Raw genomic sequence first — 19,831 nt, 5'->3', positions numbered from 1 at the left:
TCGCGGGGCATTCGCGCCGAGCTGTGCGTACGCTGCTGCCCGTGCCGTCCTCCCGTTTCCGCCGTGTCGCCGTTCTCGTCCTGGAGGGCGCCAAGCCGCTCGACGTGGGTATCCCGGCGCAGGTGTTCACGACCCGCGCGAGCATGCCGTACGAGGTGCGGGTGTGCGGGGCGGCGCCGGGTCTGGTGACGGGCGGCGACGGTCTGTCGTACCACGTGGCGCACGGCCTGGAGGCGCTGGAGTGGGCGGACGTCGTGTTCGTGCCGGGCTACCGGTTCCCGGACCGGGAGGACCCGCCGGGGCCGGTGGTGGCGGCGCTGGTCGCGGCGCACGAGCGGGGCGCGCGGCTCGCGGCGATCTCCACGGGGGCGTTCGCGCTGGCGGCCACCGGTCTGCTGGACGGCAGGCGCGCGACCACGCACTGGCACTACGCGCGCGCCCTGGCCGCCCGGTATCCGCTGGTCCGGGTGGACGAGAACGTGCTGTTCGTGGACGAGGGCAGCGTGCTCACCTCGGCCGGGGCGGCCTCCGGCATCGACCTGTGTCTGCACATGCTGCGCGGCGAGTTGGGCGTGGCCGCCTCCAACCACGCGGCCCGGCGGCTGGTCGCGGCGCCGTATCGCAGCGGGGGCCAGGCACAGTACGTGCCGCGCAGTGTGCCGGAGCCGCTGGGCGAGCGGTTCGCCGCGACCCGGGAGTGGGCGCTGCACCGGCTCGGTGAGCCGCTGAGCCTGGAGTCTCTGGCCCGGCACGCGGCGGTGTCGCCGCGTACGTTCTCCCGGCGGTTCGCGGAGGACACCGGGTACACGCCGATGCAGTGGGTGACGCGGGCCCGGGTCGACCTGGCGCGCGAGCTGCTGGAGCGTTCGGAGCGGAGCGTGGAACAGATCGCCGACGAGGTGGGGCTCGGCACCGGCACCAACCTCCGGCTGCACTTCCAGCGGGTGCTGGGGACCACGCCGAGCGACTATCGGCGGACGTTCGCCCGGGGCGAGTAGCCCTGGCGCGATCCTTGTGAACCATGGCGCTCCTGCCACTGCCGCGCGCGGCCCCTTCCCGCGAACCTGGGGGCGGACGGAAGGGACACCATTCATGACGCGCATCGCCATCAACGGATTCGGCCGCATCGGACGCAACGTGCTGCGGGCTCTGCTCGAACGCGACAGTGACCTCGAGGTCGTCGCGGTCAACGACCTCACCGAACCCGCGGGCCTGGCCCGGCTGCTGGCCTTCGACTCGACGGCCGGACGGCTCGGGCGCCCGGTGGAGGTGGACGGCGACACCCTCGTGGTCGACGGCCGCCGCATCAAGGTCCTCGCCGAGCGCGAGCCCGCCCAGCTGCCCTGGGCCGAGCTGGACGTCGACATCGTGCTGGAGGCGACCGGCCGCTTCACCTCGGCGAAGGCCGCCCGCGCCCACCTGGACGCGGGCGCGAAGCGGGTGCTGGTCAGCGCCCCCTCGGACGGCGCCGACGTGACGCTGGCGTACGGGGTGAACAGCGACACCTACGACCCGGCGCTGCACACCATCGTGTCGAACGCCTCCTGCACCACCAACGCGCTGGCCCCGCTGGCCGCCGTGCTGGACGGTCTGGCCGGCATCGAGCACGGCTTCATGACGACCGTGCACGCCTACACCCAGGAGCAGAATCTCCAGGACGGCCCGCACCGCGACCCGCGCCGGGCGCGCGCGGCCGGCGTGAACATCGTGCCGACGACCACGGGCGCGGCCAAGGCGATCGGCCTGGTGCTGCCGAACCTCGACGGCAAGCTGTCGGGCGACTCGATCCGGGTCCCGGTACCGGTCGGCTCGATCGTCGAGCTGAACACCACGGTGGCCCGCGACGTCACCCGCGACGAGGTGCTCGACGCGTACCGCACGGCCGCCGAGGGTCCGCTCGCCGGTGTCCTGGAGTACTCCGAGGACCCCCTGGTCTCCTCCGACATCGTCGGCAATCCGGCCTCCTCCGTCTTCGACTCGGCCCTCACCCGCGTCGACGGCCGCCACGTCAAGGTGGTCGCCTGGTACGACAACGAGTGGGGCTTCTCGAACCGCGTGATCGACACGCTGGAGCTACTGGCGCGCTAGGTACCTGAGCGCCGAAGCGGCCGCCCCCGCCCCGCACATGCCGTGCGCGCCCGGCCCCGGCGGGGTGGCCGCCGAGCAGAGGAAGACGCCGGGCAGCCCGGTGGAGTACGGGTCCAGCGTGGGCCGGGGCCCCAGGACGAGCTGGGGGACGGTCTTCGCGCCGGTGAGGATGTCGCCGCCCGCGAAGTTGGCGTTGGCGGCGGCGAAACCGGCCGGGGTGGTGGCGCGCAGGCCCGTGATCCGGTCGCGGGCGCCGGGGGCGAATCGTTCGATCTGCCGCAGGATCGCCTCCGTGGCGTCCCCGGTGTAGCCGTAGGGGACGTGCGCGTAGGCCCAGACCGGGTGCACGTCCCCCACCGAGCGGCCGGGGTCGGCGAGGTACTGCTGGCCGACCAGGACGAACGGCCGCTCTGGCATGCGCCCGGCCGTGACGTCCCGTTCGCTGCGCGCGATCTCGTCGAGCGTGCCGCCCAGGTGGACGGTCCCGGCGCGCCGGGCCTTGTCATGGGTCCAGGGAATCCCGCCCTCGACCGCCAGGTCGATCTTGAAGGCGCCGGGGCCCCGGCGGAAGCGCCGGTAGGCAAACCGGGTCCGGGCGGGCAGCCGGTCGCCGTAGATCCTCGCGGCCTGGCCGGGGTCGAGGTCGAGCAGGGTCACGTCGGCGGCCGGGATCTGCCGGTGGCCGGTGATCCGCACGTTCGTCTCGACCCGCCCCCCGTACGCGAGCAGCGCCTTCTCCAGCGCGTCGGCGATGGACTGCGAGCCCCCTTCGGCGACGGCCCATCCGGCGGCGTGTCCGGAGACCAGGATGCCGAGCCCGATGGCCGAGGTGAGCGGGCGGCCCAGCGGACGGAAGGCGTGGGCGGCGATGCCGGCCCAGAGCGCACGGGTCTGCGGGGCGCGGAAGAGACGGGCGAGCGCGGTGGCGGGCAGGGTGGTCGGGAGGCCGAACCTGGCGAGCAGCAGCGGGTGGGAGGGGACGCGCAGCAGCGGGCCCATCACCTCCCCGGCGAGCGCGTCCCACTGCCGTACCGAGGGTTCGATCAGCGCCCGGTAGCGGTCGCCGTCGGGGCCGAGGAGGCGGGCGGTCTCCGCGACGGAGCGCAGCAGCACGCCTGCCGTGCCGTCGTCGAGGGGGTGGACGCAGTCGATCTCGGGCAGCAGCCAGCGCAGTCCGTGCCGTTCCAGCTCCAGTTCCCGCAGGGCCGGTGAGCCGACGGCCATGGGGTGGATGGCGGAGCAGTGGTCGTGCAGCAGGCCGGGCAGCAGCGCCTCGTAGCTCCGGGTGCCGCCTCCGACGCCGTCGGCGGACTCCAGGAGGGTGACGTCGAGACCGGCCCTGGCGAGCAGTGCGGCGGCGGCGAGTCCGTTGGGGCCGCCGCCGACGACCACGGCCGTGGCCCGCGTCCGCGTCCGCGTCCGCGTCGTGGATGTCATGGGACCGAGTCTGCCTCACCTACGGTCGGGAAATTCGCGTCCATTCCACCGTTCCGGTGTGCGCACATAGGCATTTACCACCCTGAATGCGCATCTCTCCATGCACATACGAGTTCCCTTCCGGCGCATGAGCACAGCGCCTTCCCCAAGTCGACGGAACTATGCCCTGGAGATACCTTTTATCCAGATTACGGTCGGATCGAGCGAGAGAAGGACGTAGTGGAACTTGCAATCGCTCAGGAGACCATTGCCCGGTGGCAGTTCGGTGTCACGACCGTCTACCACTTCCTCTTCGTCCCGCTCAGCATCGGCCTGGGAGGCATCGTCGCCGGTCTGGAGACGGCCTGGGTGCGGACGGGGAAGGAGAAGTACTTCCACGCCACCAAGTTCTGGGGAAAGCTGCTGCTGATCAACCTGGCGCTTGGTGTGGTCACGGGCATCTTCCAGGAGTTCCAGTTCGGCATGAACTGGTCGAGCTACTCCCGCTTCGTCGGTGACGTCTTCGGCGCCCCGCTGGCGATGGAGGCCCTGGTCGCGTTCTTCTTCGAGTCCGTGTTCATCGGGCTCTGGATCTTCGGCTGGAACCGGCTCCCGAAGAAGATCCACCTGGCGACGATCTGGATCGTGACCATCGGCAGCCTTCTCTCCGCGTACTTCATCCTGGCCGCGAACTCCTTTATGCAGCACCCGGTCGGCTACCGGATCGACCCGGCGAACGGCAAGGCCCGGCTCACCGATATCTGGCGGGTCCTCTTCCAGGACACCACTCTGGTGCAGGTCTTCCACACCCTGACGGCGGCGTTCATCACGGGCGCCGCCTTCGTCATGGGCATCTCCGCCTACCACCTGTGGCGGGCCAAGCGCGGCAAGGACACCAACCGCAAGCGGATCGCCGCCATGCGCAGCTCGCTCAAGCTGGCCCTGGTCGTCTGCACGGTGGCCGGCATCCTCACCGCGCTCAGCGGCGACCGGCTGGCCAAGGTGATGTTCGAGCAGCAGCCCATGAAGATGGCGGCGGCCGAGGCCCTGTGGGACACCCAGGCACCGGCGCCCTTCTCGATCTTCTCGGTGGGCGATGTCAACAAGGGGCGCAACGACGTCGCCCTGGAGGTCCCCGGCGCGCTGTCCTTCCTCGCCAAGAGCGACTTCCACTCCGCCGTCCCCGGCATCAACAACCGGGCCGACGAGCAGGTGAAGCTCTTCGGCGGCACCCGAGCCGACTACATCCCCAACATCTTCATGACGTACTGGGGATTCCGCCTGATGATCTTCTTCGGCATGACCAGCTTCACCATCGGCCTGGTCGGGCTCTATCTCACCCGTAAGAAGTTCTGGGTCAGACCCAGGTTCCGCACGGGTGAGGACGAGCCGCCGAACCTGATGATCACCGACAAGATCCGGATGAACGACTTCTTCACCAAGTGGAGCTGGCGGATCATCGCGCTGACCCTCGGCTTCCCGCTGCTCGCCAACAGCTTCGGCTGGATCTTCACCGAGATGGGCCGTCAGCCGTGGGTGGTGTTCCACCTGATGAAGACCGCGAACGCCGTCTCCCCCAATGTCGGCGTGGGCACCCAGGTCGGCTCGCTGGTGGCGCTCAGCGTGGTCTACGCGATCCTCGCGGTGGTCGAGGGCGGCCTGATGGTCAAGTACTCGAAACCGGGGCCCGATGTCGACGAGCGGCCCCCCACCAAGGACCCGACCCTGCGCATGTCCCCGGACGACCAGGACAAGCCGCTCTCCATCGCGTACTGAGGACGGATCGCCATGCATCTCTACGATCTCTGGTTCATCCTGATCGCCCTGCTGTGGGTCGGCTACTTCTTCCTGGAGGGGTTCGACTTCGGGGTCGGCGTCCTCACCCAGACGATGGCCCGCAACAGCACCGAGCGGCGCGTCCTCATCAACACCATCGCCCCCGTCTGGGACGGCAACGAGGTCTGGGTGATCGCCGCCGCCGGCGCCACCTTCGCGGCCTTCCCCGACTGGTACGCCACCCTGTTCAGCGGCTTCTACATCCCGCTGCTGATCATCGTGCTCTGTCTGATCGGACGCGGGGTGTCCTTCGAGTACCGGGCCAAGCGCGACAGCATGCGCTGGCAGCTCGGCTGGGAGCAGGTCACCTTCTGGACCTCGGTGATCATCCCGTTCCTGTGGGGCCTGATCTTCGCCAACATGGTCCAGGGCATCGCCATCGACCGCCAGAAGTCCTACGTGGGCTCCCCCGGCGACCTGTTCAACGGGTACGCGATCCTCGGCGGCTTCGCCACGGTGGTGCTGTTCACCTGCCACGGCGCGATCTTCACGGCGCTGAAGACGGACGGCGAGATGCGCGAGCGCGCCCGCAAGGCGGTGCCGGTACTGGGCCTCGCCTCCCTCCTGCTGGTCCTGGCGTTCCTGCTGTGGACGCAGGCGAACTCGGGCAACGGCCAGAGCCTCGGCGTCATGATCGTGGCGTTCGCGGCGCTGCCCGTCGCCCTGTTCTTCAACCAGCTGGGCCGCGAGGGCTGGGCGTTCGTCTTCTCCGCGCTCACCGTGGTCGCGTCGTTCGCCATGCTGTTCCTGACGCTGTTCCCGGACGTCATGCCGTCGACGCTCAACCCGGCCTGGTCGCTGACGGTGTCCAGCGCCTCGTCCGCGTCCTACACGCTGACGGTGATGACGATCGTCGCGGCCATCTTCGCCCCGCTGATCATCCTCTACCAGAGCTGGACGTACTGGGTGTTCAGCAAGCGCATCGCGGTGCACCACATCCCCTCCGGCCACTGAGCCGGCATGTGAAGGCGGGCCCCCTCCGGCCGGAGGGGGCCCGCCTCACGCTCGGGCGCCGGGGAACCGTCAGGTCGCCGCGGTGATGTGCACCTTGACGTGCTTCATGAGCGGCTGGTCGCTCTGGGTGCTGTAGTCGCACAGCGCGATCAGCACGTTCATCTCGGGCATGTACCCGGCCGCGCAGCCGCGCGGCATGTCGTACGGGATGGCGAGGTAGCCGTCGAGGTAGCGGTGGCTGCCGTCCTTCGCCGTGGCGACGATGTTCACCGGGTCGAACTCCGAGATCCCGCGCTCGCGCATGTCGTCCTCGTTCATGAAGACGAGTTCGCGCAGGTTCTTGATGCCGCGGTAGCGGTCGTTGTCCGAGTAGATCGTGGTGTTCCACTGGTCGTGCGAGCGCATCGTGCCGAGCGCCAGCATGCCCGGCGCGGGCACCACGTCGGCCAGCTTGGCGCTGGAGAACTCCGCCTTGCCGGACTCGGTGAGGAAGATCAGCTCACGGGCGGGCTGCTTGATGCGGAAGCCCAGCGGCAGCCGGACCCGGCGGTTGAAGTCCTCGAAGCCGTCCAGGACTTCGGACATGGTGTCCCGGATGCGGTCGTAGTCCTCGATGTACCACTCCCACGGCGTGGGGCTCGCGGGCAGGGCCGCGCGTGCCATGCCGGAGATGATCGCGGGCTCGGAGAGCAGGTGCTTGGAGGCGGGCCGCTTCATGCCGACCGACAGGTGCACCATCGACATGGAGTCCTCGACGGAGGTGCTCTGCACACCGGCCCGCTGGTGGTCCTTGTCCGTGCGGGCGAGGCACGGCAGGATCAGCGCCTCCTTGCCGTGCACCACATGGCTGCGGTTCAGCTTGGTGCTGACCTGGACGGTCAGGTCGCAGTTGCGCAGCGCCTCGTAGCTGAACGGCGAGTCGGGCACCGCGAGGGCGAAGTTGCCGCCCATACCGATGAACACCTTGACGTCGCCCCGGTTCATCGCCTGGAGCGTGCCGATGGTGTCGAGGCCGTGGTCGCGCGGCGGGTTGATCTTGCAGACCTCGGCCAGCCGGTCCAGGAACTCCGGCTCGGGGCGGTGGTCGATGCCGCAGGTGCGGTTGCCCTGCACATTGCTGTGCCCGCGCACCGGCGACGGGCCGGCGCCCTCGCGGCCCAGGTTGCCGCGCAGGAGCAGCAGGTTGACGATCTCGCGGACGGTGTCCACGCCGTGCTCGTGCTGGGTGACGCCCAGGCACCAGCTGATGATGGAGCGGTCGGCGTCGGTGTAGATCCGGGCCGCCTTGAGGATGTCCGCGCGGCTGAGCCCGGACTGGCGCTCCAGTTCCTCCCAGGGGGTGGCCTCGCACAGCGCCCGGTACTCCTCGAAGCCCACCGTGTGCCGGTTGATGAACTGGCTGTCGATGGCCTTCGGGTCGGTCTTGGCCTGCTCCAGCACCGCCTTGGCCATGCCGCGCAGCAGCGCCATGTCGCCGCCGACCCGCACCTGGAGGTCCAGGGTGCTGGTCCGGGTGGCGTGGAAGGTGGCCATGTCCAGGAAGTCGTGCGGGATGATCGCCTTGGTGGCGCCCGCCTCGATGAACGGGTTGATGTGCACGACCTGCGCGCCCCGGTCGAACGCCTCGGTCAGCGAGGTGAGCATGCGCGGCGCGTTGGAGGCGACGTTGACGCCGAGGATGAACAGGGCGTCCGTGGCCTCCCAGTCCTTGAGGTCGACGGTGCCCTTGCCGGTGCCGAGGGCCGCCGTCAGCGCGCGTCCGCTGGCCTCGTGGCACATGTTGGAGCAGTCGGGCAGGTTGTTGGTGCCCAGCTCGCGCGCCATGAGCTGGTACAGGAAGGTGGCCTCGTTGCCGAGCCGGCCCGAGGTGTAGTACGACGCCTGGTTGGGGTTCTCCAGGTTGCGCAGATGGCGTCCGACGAGTTCGAAGGCGTCGTGCCAGGAGATCGGCACGTAGTGGTCGGTGGCCGCGTCGTAGACCATGGGCTCGGTGAGCCGGCCCTGGTCCTCCAGCTTGAAGTCGCTCCACTCGTGCATTTCGCTCACCGTGTGGCGCGCGAACATCTCGCGGTTGGCCCGCTTGTGCGTCAGTTCCCACGTGACGTGCTTGATTCCGTTCTCACAGATGTCGAGCTTCAGGCCCTTGGTGTCGTCCGGCCACGCGCATCCGGGACAGTCGAAACCACCGTTCTCGTGGTTCATCTTCATGATGGCCCGGGGGCCCTCGATCAGCGTTCCCTCGTCCAGCAGGAATTTGGTCACGCTCTTGGCGGCGCCCCATCCCGCGGCGGGGTGATGGTAAGGGTGGAAGTACGGCTCCCCCTTGGGGACCGGGCCCACGCGGGGCTCGAGATCCGACTCCGCCTCCATCATCCGTGACTGTTCTTCGTCCAAGGTGCTCAAGGATCTCACCCTTCCGCCGTCGCGGCATGCGTCATACCTCTATATGGCGCTTTAAGCCAGACTATGTCGGGGTATCAGCAGCCGCCACGCGACGCGCAGCCCTTGGAAACAAGGGCCGAACAGGGTTTTCGACCAAGCTCGGGAATTCCTCCACAAGGCTTCCGGAAAAGATCTGCCGATAACAACGAACGGCACGGAATCCGGTCTTCGTGACCGAGTTCCGCGCCGCATTCTCCAGGCGGTAATCGGAATCGAGCTCGCAGATGCGACCCCGTCAGGGAGCCGGAGTGGCCGGCGCCGTCTCCTCGCGCCGCTGTGCCGACAGCACCCGCTCCCGCCGGGCGACGACCACGGCGGTGCCGGCGGCGCTCAGCGCGAAGGAGAGCAGGACCAGCCGGGGCCGGTCGAGCCGGTAGCCGATGAGCCGGTCCAGGGAGTAGCGGCCGGGCCCCGTCACGCCGACACAGGTGGCGATGTAGCCGAGGTACGCCGGGTACTCGAAGCCGCCCGCGGTGGCGAAGAACCCGTTGGGACGGTGCACGGAGACGGCACCGCCCATGCCCCCGGCCACGGCGGCACCGGCGGCGGGCGTGGCGAGACCGAGCGCGAGCAGCAGCCCGCCGCCCAGCTCGGCCGACCCGGACGCGACGGCGCTCGCCTTCCCGGGCCGGAAGCCCACGGACTCCATGAACTTGCCCGTGCCCGCGATCCCTCCGCCGCCGAACCAGCCGAGCAGTTTCTGCGCGCCATGGGCGGCGAGCACGCCCCCGGTGCCGAGGCGTACGGCCAGCAGTCCGAGATCCTTGCGTCGGCCCATGGGAGGTCCCTTCCGTCGGCGGAGCGGTCCGAACTGGGCAACACGCTAGCGAGCGACGGGGCGGTACGCCCCCCGAAAGACAGAAGGGACACGTGGGACTCGCGCCTCGTCACCAGGAGGACGCGGCGGCGGGCGCGGTGTCGCCCCGGACGCCCGGAGGCGATCTGGTGGCCGGTCTCGTCCTCCCCTGCGGTGGCGGGGCCGACCCGGGCGGCGTGGAAGAACGCCTCGGCGGGCGGGTGACCGTGGGCGAACATCCAGGACCAGTCGGCGAGCAGCACGGTGAGGATGCCGCAGAGGCCGAACAGCAGCAGCCGGGCGCCCGCGTCGTGCGGCCGCAGTTGCGCGGCCAGCTTCTCCAGCCGTCGCCAGGGCCCGCGCCGGTCCGGCAGCCACTGCTCCACGCACGGCAGTTCACCCCGGGTGCGCACGGCCCGTACGCCGTCGTCGCACCGGCGCAGCGCGAGGTGGCCGGCGTCGACGCAGGGGCCGGCGAGGGCGGGGGCGGCCGGTTCGGCGGGCGAGGTGACGTCGCACTGCGGCAGCAGCCGTTCCAGTTCGCCGGAGACGGTGCGGGCGAGGCTGGTGCCGCCGATGACGACGTAGGGGCGGTGCTCGGGGGGCTCGGGGATCACGGCGGCGGCGGTCCCTTCGGTGGGGGGACCGGATGCGCTGGAGGGGTCACCTTACGAGGTCCGTCCGCGCCGGTCATCCAAAGTGGCCGGCCGGTGTGGTGGCGGGACGTTTCGGCGTGCGGGACCTATCGTCGGCTTGCGTCCGCAGGCGGTGCGGTCCGGCGGCCGAACGTGCTGGTGCGGGCCGCTCGCCGCAGCCCGTTCGGCGGTTGCCGCCGACTGCACCTCTTGGAGTGGTATGGCTTCCGGGATGCCCCCGCACGCGTCCGGACCATGGGTGGGCGCGGGGCAGTTGCTGGGGCGGTGGAAGCTGTGGCTGATGCCCGCCGTGCTCAGCTCGCTGGTCGCGCTGGTGCTGTCGCTGCTGTACATGGGCGGCATCCTGACCCCGGAGGGCAGCCTGCACCGGATGCCGGTGGCGCTGGTGAACCAGGACACGGGCAAGCCGCTGCCGGGCCAACAGGCCAACGTCGGCACGCAGGCCGCCCGTTCCATCCTGTCCTCGGGCTCCTCCGACGGCCGGGTCCGCTGGCGCCCGATGTCCCGGGCCAGGGCGCAGGACGAGCTGGCGTCGGGCAAGGTGTACGGCGCCCTGGTGATCCCGGCGGACTTCACGGCGACCGTGGGTGCCCTGGCCACCGCCGATGCCAGGACCCGCCCGGCGCTGACCGCGCTCACCAACCCCGGCGTCGGCAGTCTGGCCTCCTCGCTGGCGGGGCGGATCACGCAGAGCGCGGCGCACCAGGTGTCCGTCGGCATCGGCAAGCAGCTGTCGGCGACCCCCGAGGTGCAGCGGGCGAGCGCCGCGACCCGGGTGCTGATCGCCGACCCGGTGGAGGTGCGGACCCAGGTGGGCCATCCCATCGGCGCCCACAGCGGGCTCGGGCTGAGCGCCTTCTACTACTCGCTGCTGCTGGTGCTGGCCGGGTTCATCGGCGGCAACATCGTCCACAACGGCGTCGACAGCGCGCTCGGCTACGCGGACACCGAGATCGGCCCCTGGCACTCGCGGCGCCCGACGGTGCACATCGACCGGACCCAGACGCTGGTGCTGAAGATGGCGATGACGGCGGGCCTGGCGCTGCTGACCACCTCGCTGATCATGCTGGCGACGATCGTCGTGCTGGGCATGGACGCCCCGCGTCCGGGGCTGCTGTGGGTGTTCTCGTACTGCGCGGTGCTGACGTTGGGGCTCGGGGTGCAGGCGATCAACGCCGCCTTCGGCAGCCTGGGCCAGCTGGTGTCGATGTTCGTCTTCATCGCGTTCGCGCTGCCGTCCTCGGGCGCCACCGTGCCGCTGGAGGCGGTGCCGGGCTTCTACCGGTTCCTCGGCTCCTTCGAGCCGATGCGCCAGCTGGCGGCCGGGGTGCGGGCGATCCTCTACTTCGACGCCCGTGCGGACGCCGGTCTTGAGCGCGGCTGGGTGATGATCGCGATCGGCTTCGCGGTGGCCCTGGCGTTCGGCTTCGCGGCGACCCGCTACTACGACCGCCGGGGCCTGCACCGGATGGTGCCCCAGCCGAGCTGACCGGCCGTCACTCCGGGAGGCCCGGCGCGCTCGTGCGCGGGGGTGTCGGGTCGAGGTAGACGCGCTTGACCGCCGGGATCAGGGTGCGCAGCCGGGTCTCCGCCTCCTCGCAGGCCCACTCGATCTGTGCGGAGGTGGAGACGTCGCGGAAGTCGACCTTGGCGGCGATGAGGATCTCCCCCGGCCCCTGCACCAGTGTGGTCAGCTCCATCACGTCCTGGACGGCGTCCACCGAGAGCAGTTCGCGGCGCACGGCCTCCCGCATCGGCTTGGGCAGGGCGCGGCCGACGAGGAGTTCGGTGTTGGCGCGGCCGAGGACGTACGCCACGACGATCAGCAGCACACCGATGAGGATGGACGCGATGCCGTCGAAGATCCCGGAGCCGGTGAGCTGTCCGCCGAGCAGGCCGAGGGCGGCGAGCACCAGGCCGACGAGCGCGGCGGAGTCCTCCATGACGACGGCCTTCACGGCGGTGTCGGGGGTGTGCCGGAGGTAGCGCAGGATCGGCACCCGGAAGTGCTCGGCCCGTCCGGTGGCCTGCCGCCAGCCGGTGCGCAGCGACAGCCCCTCCAGTACGAAGGCGACGGCGAGCACGATGTAGGAGATCAGCGGGTTGCCGGGCTTCTCGTCGTGGGTGAGGGCGTGGATGCCGTCGTAGACGGCGAAGACGCCGCCGCCGACGAAGGTGGCGACGGAGGCGAGCAGCGCCCAGATGTACCGTTCGGGCCCGTAGCCGAGGGGGTGGTCGTCGTCGGCGGGCTTCTTGCTGCGCTTGAGGGCGACGAAGAGCAGGGCCTCGGTCATGGTGTCGGCGACGGAGTGCCCGGCCTCGGCGAGCATGGCGCTGGACCCGCTGAGCACACCGGCGACGGCCTTGGCGAGGGCGACACCGAAGTTGGCGGCGGCCGCCACGAGGACGGTGAAGGTCGATCCGCCCGCGCCGGGACCACCCGCGGAGCCCACGCGGGCGTCCAGGTAGGGGCCCTTGCCCGCGTTCGTCCCTCGTTCCATTCCGGGTTCACCCTGTTCGCTCATGGCCGGACAGTAACCCTCTTCCGGGGCGGAGATCACGGCGTCGACCGCACCCACACTCGGCCGCGCGAGAGCGGTCGGCCACCGTTGCGGGGCCGTACGGAGGATTGCGGTGCCGCGCGGGTGAGGGCGCCGTTTCCGCCGGGGCCGGGCGCGGAACACGTTGCCCGCGCCGCGCTGTGCCCGGCCGCCATTCGTGACCGACGGCGGGCCGACTACGGACCGACGACCAATCGACGACGACAGGACGTGCAGATGCAGGGCTTCTCCCGTGAACCGGGCACGCACGGACCGGTCGACCAGGTGCCCCCGGAGGGCCTGCGGAAGATCTACCGCTGGGCCGCGCTGATCGCCGTCGGCGGCTTCCTCTTCGGCTACGACACCGGGGTGGTCTCCGGCGCCCTGCTGTTCATCACCCGCGACTTCCGTCTCTCCGCCGCCGAGCAGGGCACCATCGTCTCCGTCCTGCTGGTCGGCGCCATGGTGGGCGCGCTGCTCGCGGGCCGGCTCGCGGACGCGATCGGACGCCGGAAGGCGGTGGCGCTGGAGGGCGCCGTCTTCATCGTCGGCACCGCCATCGCCGCGACCGCGCCGACGTACTGGCAGCTGCTGGCCGGCCGGGTGCTGCTCGGGCTCGCGGTGGGCGCGGCCTCGGCGACCGTACCGGTGTACCTCTCGGAGATCTCCCCGACCGCGATCCGGGGCCGGGTGCTCAGCGCCAACCAGCTCATGATCACGGTGGGCATCCTGGTGTCGTACCTGATCGACCTGGCCTTCTCCGGCAGCGGCGACTGGCGGCTGATGTTCGCGCTCGGCGCGGTCCCGGCGTCGGTGCTGACGCTGTGCGCGCTGCTGGTGCTGCCGGAGTCGCTGCCCTGGCTGGTGCGCAAGGGCCGCTGGACCCAGGCCCACGAGGTGCTGGCGCTGGTGCTGCCGAAGGACGAGGCGGAGCGGGTGGCGACCGGGCTGCGGCACCGGGACGGCGGCCACGCGCCCCGGCCGGGCTGGCGGACGCTGCTGGGCCCGAAGGTGCGCCCGGCGCTGATCGTGGGCGTGACGATGGCCGTCATCCAGCAGTTCGGCGGCATCAACACGATCATCTACTACGCGCCGACGATCATCGAGAAGACCGGGCTCAGCGCCTCCAACTCGATCTTCTACTCGGTGTTCATCGGTGTCATCAACCTGGTGATGACCATCGTCGCGACCAGGCTCATCGACCGGGCGGGCCGGCGCACCCTGCTGCTGGTCTCGCTGGCCGGGATGGCGGTGCTGGTCGGGCTGCTGGGCCTGAGCTTCATCGCGGGCTGGAACTCCGAGCTGTCCCTGCTCTGCATGATCCTGTACATCGCCGCCTACGCGGGCGGTCTCGGGCCCATCTTCTGGGTGCTGGTCGGCGAGGTGTTCCCGCCGTCCGTGCGGGCGCTGGGGTCGAGCACGGCGACGACCACCAACTGGATCTGCAACTTCGCGGTCAGCCAGGCGTTCCTGCCGCTGGCGGCCGCGATCGGGCAGGGCGAGACGTTCCTGGTGTTCGCCGCGATCTGCCTCTGCGGGCTGCTGTTCGTGGCGCGGTTCGTGCCCGAGACGAAGGACCGCTCCTTCGAGGAGGTCGACGCGGCCCTTCAAGCCCGGTTCGGGCGCTCCGGTCCCGCCGGGGACGACACCGGCCGCCGGGCCAGGGACCGCAGCCGGATCTGAGCGGCCTGGGAACGGGCCGGGCCCGGTCGCCCCGTGGTGGGGTGACCGGGCCCGGTGCGGCCGTCCTTCAGGACTGGGGCCGGCTGCCGTGGTTGGCGCCGTTCTTGCGGCGGGCCTTCTTCTTCCGGCGTCGCTTCGAGGACATGCGGGCCTCCTTCTGGCGTGGTCGGGCACGTTCGGTGCGGGGACGGATGATCTCCTGCCCCGCGGTCCGGACACCATACATGCGGATATGCCCCGCGAGCACAGTCGCCGGGGCGCACGCCCCGAGTCGCGCGCCGGGTCCGGGGCACGGACGATACGAGAGACCGGGACAACCGAGAAAAGGGGGGCGCCGTCACGCGCGCCCGCAGCCGGGGTGAGGAGCATCCGCCGATGGCCGGAACCTGGGAAGCCGACGCCTTGGTGATCTTCGGAGTGACCGGGGACCTCGCACGGAAGATGACCTTCCCCGCGCTGTACAAGCTGGAGGGGCGGGGGCTGCTCGACTGCCCGGTGATCGGGGTCGGCCGGCGCGAGATGAGCCACGAGGAGCTGACCGGCCTCGTCCGCGAGGCGGTCCAGGAGGCGGAGGGGTCGCTCGACCGGGCGGTGTTCGACCGGCTGGCGAACCGGATGGCCTATGTGGCCGGAGACCTCGACGCGCCCGAGACCTATGGGCGGCTCGCCCAGGAACTGGGCCGGCGCAGGCGTCCCCTGTTCTACCTGGAGACCCCGCCCGCGCTGTTCGCGCCGATCGTGGACCAGCTCGCCTCGGCCCGGCTGCTCGGGCAGGCGCGGGTGGCGCTGGAGAAGCCGTTCGGGCACGACCTGGCCTCGGCCCGCGCCCTGGACCGCAGGCTGACGGCGGTGCTGGACGAGAACCAGATCCTCCGGGTCGACCACTTCCTCGGCAAGGAACCCGTCATCGAGCTGGAGTACCTGCGGTTCGCCAACTCCGCGCTGGCCGAGCTGTGGCACCGGGACAGCGTGGTGGCCATCCAGATCACGATGGCCGAGGAGTTCGGCGTCGAGGACCGAGGCTCCTTCTACGACCACGTGGGCGCGCTGCGCGATGTGATCCAGAATCACCTGCTGCTGGTGCTGGCCCTGGTGGCGATGGACCCGCCGGTCGGGCCGAGCGCGACCGATCTGTGGGACAAGCGGATCGAGGTGCTGCGCGCGATGCCGGAGGCGGACGTGCACGCGTACGTGCGCGGCCAGTACCTCGGCTATCAGCAACTCCCGGGCGTGGCACCGGACTCGACCGTGGAGACCTACGCGGCGCTGCGGCTGGAGATCAACAACTCGCGCTGGGACGGGGTGCCGGTCTTCATCCGCGCGGGCAAGCGGCTGCCGGTACGGGTGACGGAGGTACGGCTGATCCTGCGCGAGCCTCCCCGGCTCGGTTTCCTCCCCGACCCCTGTCGGGTGACCGCCAACCAGATCGTGCTGCGTATCGACCCCGAGGCGGGGATGCGCCTCCAACTCTCCGCGCTGGACGAGGAGTCGGCCTGGCGGCTGGTCCCGCTGGACACCATCTTCGCCCGCGAACTCGGCAAGCCCCTCGCCCCGTACGAGCGCCTGCTGTACGCGGCCCTGACGGGTGACGACCGGTATTTCGCCCCGCAGCGGGCGGTCGAGGAGTGCTGGCGGATCATCCAGCCCCTCCTCACCTATCCCCCGCCGGTCCACCCCTACCAGCCCGGTTCCTGGGGCCCGCCCCAGGCGGACGCCCTGGTGGCGGGCAGTCCGCCGTGGCAGCGGCCCTGGGTGCCCGAGGTTCCCCCGGCACCGGGCTCGCGCCAGTAGGGTGCACTTGTCCAGCACTTCCGTCTGTAGCACTGGAGCAGGAATGACCGGTGACCCCGAGCCGATCAGCGCCGACGCACGCAAGGCGCTCGAGCAGGAATTGTCCGATCTGCATGAGGAGCGCAAGACGGTCGCCGCGACGCTGAAGGACTCCGACGAGGTCGGGGACCGCGCCGACCAGGCCGACGAGATCCAGCGGGCCGACCAGCTCAACCGGCTGGACGAGCGCATCGACCGGATCGAGGACCGGCTGCGCCAGGCCGGTATCGCGGGCCCGGTGCCCACCGACAAGGTCGGAGTGGGCACGACGGTCACCGTCCGGTTCGCGGACGGCACCACGGACACCCTGCACATCGGCGAGATCGCCGACGCCCGTGACCCGAAGCTGGTCACCTCCGACAGCCCGCTGGGCCGCGCGCTCCTCGGCCGCGCCCCGGGCGACTCGGTCAGCTACGACGCCCCGGACGGCGAGGCCACCGCGGTCGTCGTCTCCCTGGGCACGCCCGGCGACCAGGGCTGAGAGCACGACGAAGAGCCTGGGCGCCCCCGACATGATGTCGGAGGCGCCCAGGCTCTTTTCGCCGTGTCAGCCGTTGTAGTGGGACGGCGGGAAGGGGTCCTCCTGCTCGCGCTGCCGGCGCGTCAGGTCTCCCGTCTCCACCTCGCCCCGGTCGACCTGGCGGTCGATCTCGGCGTTCTCCTGCTCGTAGATCCGCTCGGGGCTCTCCTGCTCGCGGACCGGCAGGCCGACGTCGCGCCGGTCCTCCTGGGTGCGTTCCTGGAGTTCCGTCTCGTCCGGGCGGCGGGGCAGGCCCCGGCCGTGCCCGCGGTCGGGGTCGCCCTCGACCTTCTTGTTGGACTTGTGGTGGTGCGCCATGGGGGTCTCCTTGCCGCCGTCGGTCCTACTTGGCCCCGCTGTCCTTCGCGTCGGCGTCCTTGGTGTCGGCACCCTTGCCGTCGTCCTTGGACTCGGCCTTCTTCTTGCCGCCGGACGCGCTCTTCCTGGCCGCCTTCTTCCCCTCGGAGTCGTCGTCCTTGCCGGACTTCCTGTCGCCCGCCCCGCGCACGGTGACGTGCAGCGAGTCGTCCTTCACATCGGCGACGATCGTGTCCCCGGGCTCGGTCTGCCCGCTGAGCAGCAGCTCGGCGATGCGGTTGTCCAGCTCGGACTGGATCGTGCGGCGCAGCGGACGGGCGCCGAACTCCGGCTGGTGGCCGTGGGCGATGAGCAGCTTCTTGGCGGCCTCGGTGACCTCCAGGTGCAGCCCCTGCGACTCCACCCGGCGCCGGGTCTGCGCCAGCAGGTGGTCGACGATCTGCGAGAGGTCGTCCTCGGTGAGGCTGTGGAAGATGATGATGTCGTCGATCCGGTTGAGGAACTCCGGCAGGAACCGCCCGCGCAGCTCCTCCAGCAGGTCGTCCTTGATCTCGGACACGTCGCCCTGGTGCGCAAGGATCAGATGGGCGCCGATGTTCGACGTCATGATGATCACGGTGTGCCGGAAGTCGACGGTACGGCCCTGGCCGTCGGTCAACCGCCCGTCGTCCAGGATCTGGAGCAGCGTGCTGAACACATCCGGGTGCGCCTTCTCGATCTCGTCGAAGAGGATCACGCTGTACGGCTGGCGGCGGACCTTCTCGGTCAGCTGTCCGGCCTCCTCGTAGCCGACGTATCCGGGAGGCGCGCCGACCAGGCGGGAGACGGTGTGCTTCTCCTGGAACTCGCTCATGTCGAAGCGGATCATGCGGTCCTCGTCGCCGAACAGCAGCTCGGCGAGGGCCTTGGCGAGTTCGGTCTTGCCGACACCCGTGGGGCCGAGGAAGAGGAACGAGCCCACCGGGCGGTCGGGGTCGCCCATGCCCGCGCGGTTGCGGCGCACCGCCTGGGAGACGGCGGTGACGGCCTCGTTCTGCCCGACGATGCGGGCGTGCATCTCCTCCTCCAGATTGAGCAGCCGCTCCTTCTCGCTGGCGGTGAGCTGCGAGACCGGGATGCCGGTACGGCGGGAGACGATGTCCGCGATGTCGTTCGGGGTGACGGTGACGACGCCCTCGCGGCGCTCCTCGATCCCGGCGACCTCGCTCTCGACCTCGGCGATCTTGCCCTTGATGTCGTTGGCCTTCTCGTAGTCCTGGCCCGAGACCGCCTCGTCCAGCTCGCGCTGCAGCTTGGCGATCTTGTCCTCGCGGGCGACGACCTCGGTGGAGCGGGCCGCGCTGCGCAGCCTGACGCGGGCGCCGGCCTGGTCCATCAGGTCGATGGCCTTGTCCGGGAGGAACCGGTCGGTGATGTACCGGTCGGAGAGCCCGGCGCAGGCTTCCAGGGCGGAGTTCTCGAAGCGGACCTGGTGGTGGGCCTCGTAGGCGTCGCGCAGCCCTTCGAGGATCAGCACGGTCTCCGCGACACTCGGCTCCGGCACCATGACGGGCTGGAAGCGGCGCTCCAGGGCGGCGTCCTTCTCGACGTACTTGCGGTACTCGTCGATGGTGGTCGCGCCCACCACGTGCAGCTCGCCACGGGCGAGGGCGGGCTTGAGGATGTTGCCCGCGTCCATCGAGCCCTCGCCGGTGGCGCCCGCGCCGACCACGGTGTGCAACTCGTCGATGAAGAGGATGATCTCGCCCTCGGACGCCTGGACGTCCTCGATGACCTTCTTCAGGCGCTCCTCGAACTGGCCGCGGTACTGGGCGCCGGCCACCAGGCCGGACATGTCGAGCGCGACGACCCGCTTGTCCTTCAGGGTCTCGGGGACGTCCCCGATGACGATGCGCTGGGCGAGGCCCTCCACGATGGCGGTCTTGCCGACGCCGGGCTCACCGATGAGGACCGGGTTGTTCTTGGAGCGGCGGGAGAGGATCTCGACCGTCTGCTCGATCTCGTCGGCGCGTCCGACCACCGGGTCGAGCTTGCCCTGCTTGGCCTCCTCGGTGAGGTCGCGGCCGAACTCGTCCAGGGTGCTGGTCGGCCCTCCGCTCCCGGCGCGGCCCTGGTCGTGCCGGGCGGCCTGCTCGGTGCGGGAGGCCAGCTTCTTGCCGTCGAGGCCCTCGGAGGACAGCAGGCGTCCGGCGCCGGAGTCGGCGTCGTCCAGCAGCGCGGCGAGGATGTGCTCCGGGCCGATGTAGGAGTTGCCGGCCGCCTGCGACTGGGCGAAGGCGTCGGCCAGGGTGCGCTTGGCGGCCGGGGTGAGGCCGGGCTCGGCGGACGGCGTGCCGGACTCGCCGGGCAGCACCTCGCTGATCGTCTGCGCGAGCTTGTCGGGGTCGACCCCGGCCTGCGCCAGGATGCGGCGGCTGGGCTCGACCTTGGTCGCGGCCCACAGCAGGTGCTGGGTGTCGAGGTCGGAGGTGCCGTCGTCCTCGGCCTTCTGCGCGGCCAGGTTGAGCAGTTCCTGCGAGGACTCGGTCAGGAGCCGTCCGATGGGAACTCGCTGCACTGCGGGGGGCGATGACGCCGGTGACATGCCGAAGAACCGGTTCAGCAGGTCGCTGAAAGGGTCGGAGGAACCGAACGGTGAACCGAACGACATCGACATGGCAGCTCCTGGTGCGCGACGGATCAGGTATTCACTGAACCGCGATGTCCAGGGCCTCGCAACCGGGGGAAGCAAGCCCCCCAAGGGTTTTTCGCG

General features: G+C 70.6%; 15 protein-coding genes. 8 read left to right on the top strand and 7 right to left on the bottom strand.

Features of this window, described 5'->3' with window-relative positions; all coding sequences use genetic code 11:
* The first annotated feature begins 41 nt into the window (after positions 1-41).
* Both D0Z67_RS28465 and gap read left to right on the top strand, forming a co-directional pair.
* Positions 42-998, top strand: a complete 957-nt coding sequence (locus D0Z67_RS28465) for a GlxA family transcriptional regulator (RefSeq protein WP_031179481.1) — start codon at positions 42-44, stop codon at positions 996-998.
* Positions 999-1,092: 94 nt separating this feature from the next.
* The gene (gene gap / locus D0Z67_RS28460; protein ID WP_031179480.1) at positions 1,093-2,088 is read left to right on the top strand and encodes a type I glyceraldehyde-3-phosphate dehydrogenase; all 996 of its coding nucleotides are present in this window, start codon (positions 1,093-1,095) and stop codon (positions 2,086-2,088) included.
* Here gap and D0Z67_RS28455 read toward each other — a convergent pair.
* Complete coding sequence (locus tag D0Z67_RS28455) at positions 2,074-3,525, bottom strand: phytoene desaturase family protein (RefSeq protein ID WP_051887467.1); 1,452 nt, start codon at positions 3,523-3,525, stop codon at positions 2,074-2,076. The two genes, gap and D0Z67_RS28455, sit on opposite strands and share 15 nt — an antisense overlap.
* A 219-nt stretch (positions 3,526-3,744) precedes the next feature.
* Between D0Z67_RS28455 and D0Z67_RS28450 the strand changes: the two genes are divergently transcribed.
* Positions 3,745-5,280, top strand: coding sequence for a cytochrome ubiquinol oxidase subunit I (locus D0Z67_RS28450; protein WP_031179478.1), 1,536 nt, complete (start codon positions 3,745-3,747; stop codon positions 5,278-5,280).
* 12 nt (positions 5,281-5,292) lie between these two features.
* Positions 5,293-6,294, top strand: a complete 1,002-nt coding sequence (gene cydB, locus D0Z67_RS28445) for a cytochrome d ubiquinol oxidase subunit II (RefSeq protein ID WP_031179477.1) — start codon at positions 5,293-5,295, stop codon at positions 6,292-6,294.
* Positions 6,295-6,363: 69 nt separating this feature from the next.
* Here cydB and D0Z67_RS28440 read toward each other — a convergent pair whose 3' ends face one another.
* Complete coding sequence (locus D0Z67_RS28440) at positions 6,364-8,667, bottom strand: FdhF/YdeP family oxidoreductase (RefSeq protein ID WP_031179476.1); 2,304 nt, start codon at positions 8,665-8,667, stop codon at positions 6,364-6,366.
* A 304-nt stretch (positions 8,668-8,971) separates the two neighbouring features.
* Positions 8,972-9,514 (bottom strand): DoxX family protein, encoded by a 543-nt coding sequence (locus tag D0Z67_RS28435; RefSeq protein WP_031179475.1) that lies wholly within the window; start codon positions 9,512-9,514, stop codon positions 8,972-8,974.
* Positions 9,515-10,387: 873 nt separating this feature from the next.
* Between D0Z67_RS28435 and D0Z67_RS28425 the strand changes: the two genes are divergently transcribed.
* The gene (locus D0Z67_RS28425; RefSeq protein ID WP_031179474.1) at positions 10,388-11,677 is read left to right on the top strand and encodes a YhgE/Pip domain-containing protein; all 1,290 of its coding nucleotides are present in this window, start codon (positions 10,388-10,390) and stop codon (positions 11,675-11,677) included.
* Positions 11,678-11,684: 7 nt separating this feature from the next.
* On the opposite strand, the gene D0Z67_RS28420 is transcribed toward D0Z67_RS28425, so the two are convergent.
* Positions 11,685-12,713 carry a cation diffusion facilitator family transporter gene (locus D0Z67_RS28420; protein ID WP_234312608.1) on the bottom strand — a complete coding sequence of 343 codons (1,029 nt, stop codon included), beginning with the start codon at positions 12,711-12,713 and terminating at the stop codon, positions 11,685-11,687.
* Between the two features lie 252 nt (positions 12,714-12,965).
* Here D0Z67_RS28420 and D0Z67_RS28415 point away from each other — a divergent pair, with 252 nt between their 5' ends.
* On the top strand, positions 12,966-14,411 hold the full coding sequence (locus tag D0Z67_RS28415) for a sugar porter family MFS transporter (RefSeq protein ID WP_031179472.1): 1,446 nt from the start codon (positions 12,966-12,968) through the stop codon (positions 14,409-14,411).
* 67 nt (positions 14,412-14,478) lie between these two features.
* Here the strand turns inward: D0Z67_RS28415 and D0Z67_RS30630 are convergent, their stop codons facing one another.
* Positions 14,479-14,556, bottom strand: a complete 78-nt coding sequence (locus tag D0Z67_RS30630) for a 50S ribosomal protein bL37 (RefSeq protein ID WP_370443954.1) — start codon at positions 14,554-14,556, stop codon at positions 14,479-14,481.
* 230 nt (positions 14,557-14,786) lie between these two features.
* Between D0Z67_RS30630 and D0Z67_RS28410 the strand changes: the two genes are divergently transcribed.
* Positions 14,787-16,202: a glucose-6-phosphate dehydrogenase gene (locus D0Z67_RS28410; RefSeq protein ID WP_031179471.1), complete on the top strand. Its 1,416-nt coding sequence runs from the start codon at positions 14,787-14,789 to the stop codon at positions 16,200-16,202.
* A 43-nt stretch (positions 16,203-16,245) separates the two neighbouring features.
* Positions 16,246-16,722, top strand: coding sequence for a GreA/GreB family elongation factor (locus D0Z67_RS28405; protein WP_031179470.1), 477 nt, complete (start codon positions 16,246-16,248; stop codon positions 16,720-16,722).
* 66 nt (positions 16,723-16,788) lie between these two features.
* Here D0Z67_RS28405 and D0Z67_RS28400 read toward each other — a convergent pair whose 3' ends face one another.
* Together D0Z67_RS28400 and D0Z67_RS28395 are read right to left on the bottom strand one after the other, a co-directional pair.
* On the bottom strand, positions 16,789-17,079 hold the full coding sequence (locus D0Z67_RS28400) for a hypothetical protein (RefSeq protein ID WP_031179469.1): 291 nt from the start codon (positions 17,077-17,079) through the stop codon (positions 16,789-16,791).
* Positions 17,080-17,104: 25 nt separating this feature from the next.
* Complete coding sequence (locus D0Z67_RS28395) at positions 17,105-19,735, bottom strand: ATP-dependent Clp protease ATP-binding subunit (protein ID WP_051887466.1); 2,631 nt, start codon at positions 19,733-19,735, stop codon at positions 17,105-17,107.
* Positions 19,736-19,831: the final 96 nt, after the last annotated feature.

It is taken from the genome of Streptomyces seoulensis, from assembly GCF_004328625.1.
GTDB lineage: Bacteria > Actinomycetota > Actinomycetes > Streptomycetales > Streptomycetaceae > Streptomyces > Streptomyces seoulensis.
The sequence above is the reverse complement of the archived record's forward strand: the minus strand, read 5'-3'. Positions and strand labels throughout refer to the sequence as shown.

Excerpts from the sequence above, each read along its gene's own strand:
- gap (WP_031179480.1), top strand. The coding sequence starts at position 1,093 with ATGACGCGCATCGCCATCAACGGATTCGGCCGCATCGGACGCAACGTG.
- D0Z67_RS28455 (WP_051887467.1), bottom strand. The coding sequence starts at position 3,525 with ATGACATCCACGACGCGGACGCGGACGCGGACGCGGGCCACGGCCGTG.
- cydB (WP_031179477.1), top strand. The coding sequence starts at position 5,293 with ATGCATCTCTACGATCTCTGGTTCATCCTGATCGCCCTGCTGTGGGTC.
- D0Z67_RS28440 (WP_031179476.1), bottom strand. The coding sequence starts at position 8,667 with ATGATGGAGGCGGAGTCGGATCTCGAGCCCCGCGTGGGCCCGGTCCCC.
- D0Z67_RS28435 (WP_031179475.1), bottom strand. The coding sequence starts at position 9,514 with ATGGGCCGACGCAAGGATCTCGGACTGCTGGCCGTACGCCTCGGCACC.
- D0Z67_RS28425 (WP_031179474.1), top strand. The coding sequence starts at position 10,388 with ATGGCTTCCGGGATGCCCCCGCACGCGTCCGGACCATGGGTGGGCGCG.
- D0Z67_RS28420 (WP_234312608.1), bottom strand. The coding sequence starts at position 12,713 with ATGAGCGAACAGGGTGAACCCGGAATGGAACGAGGGACGAACGCGGGC.
- D0Z67_RS28415 (WP_031179472.1), top strand. The coding sequence starts at position 12,966 with ATGCAGGGCTTCTCCCGTGAACCGGGCACGCACGGACCGGTCGACCAG.
- D0Z67_RS30630 (WP_370443954.1), bottom strand. The coding sequence starts at position 14,556 with ATGTCCTCGAAGCGACGCCGGAAGAAGAAGGCCCGCCGCAAGAACGGC.
- D0Z67_RS28410 (WP_031179471.1), top strand. The coding sequence starts at position 14,787 with ATGGCCGGAACCTGGGAAGCCGACGCCTTGGTGATCTTCGGAGTGACC.
- D0Z67_RS28405 (WP_031179470.1), top strand. The coding sequence starts at position 16,246 with ATGACCGGTGACCCCGAGCCGATCAGCGCCGACGCACGCAAGGCGCTC.
- D0Z67_RS28400 (WP_031179469.1), bottom strand. The coding sequence starts at position 17,079 with ATGGCGCACCACCACAAGTCCAACAAGAAGGTCGAGGGCGACCCCGAC.
- D0Z67_RS28395 (WP_051887466.1), bottom strand. The coding sequence starts at position 19,735 with ATGTCGATGTCGTTCGGTTCACCGTTCGGTTCCTCCGACCCTTTCAGC.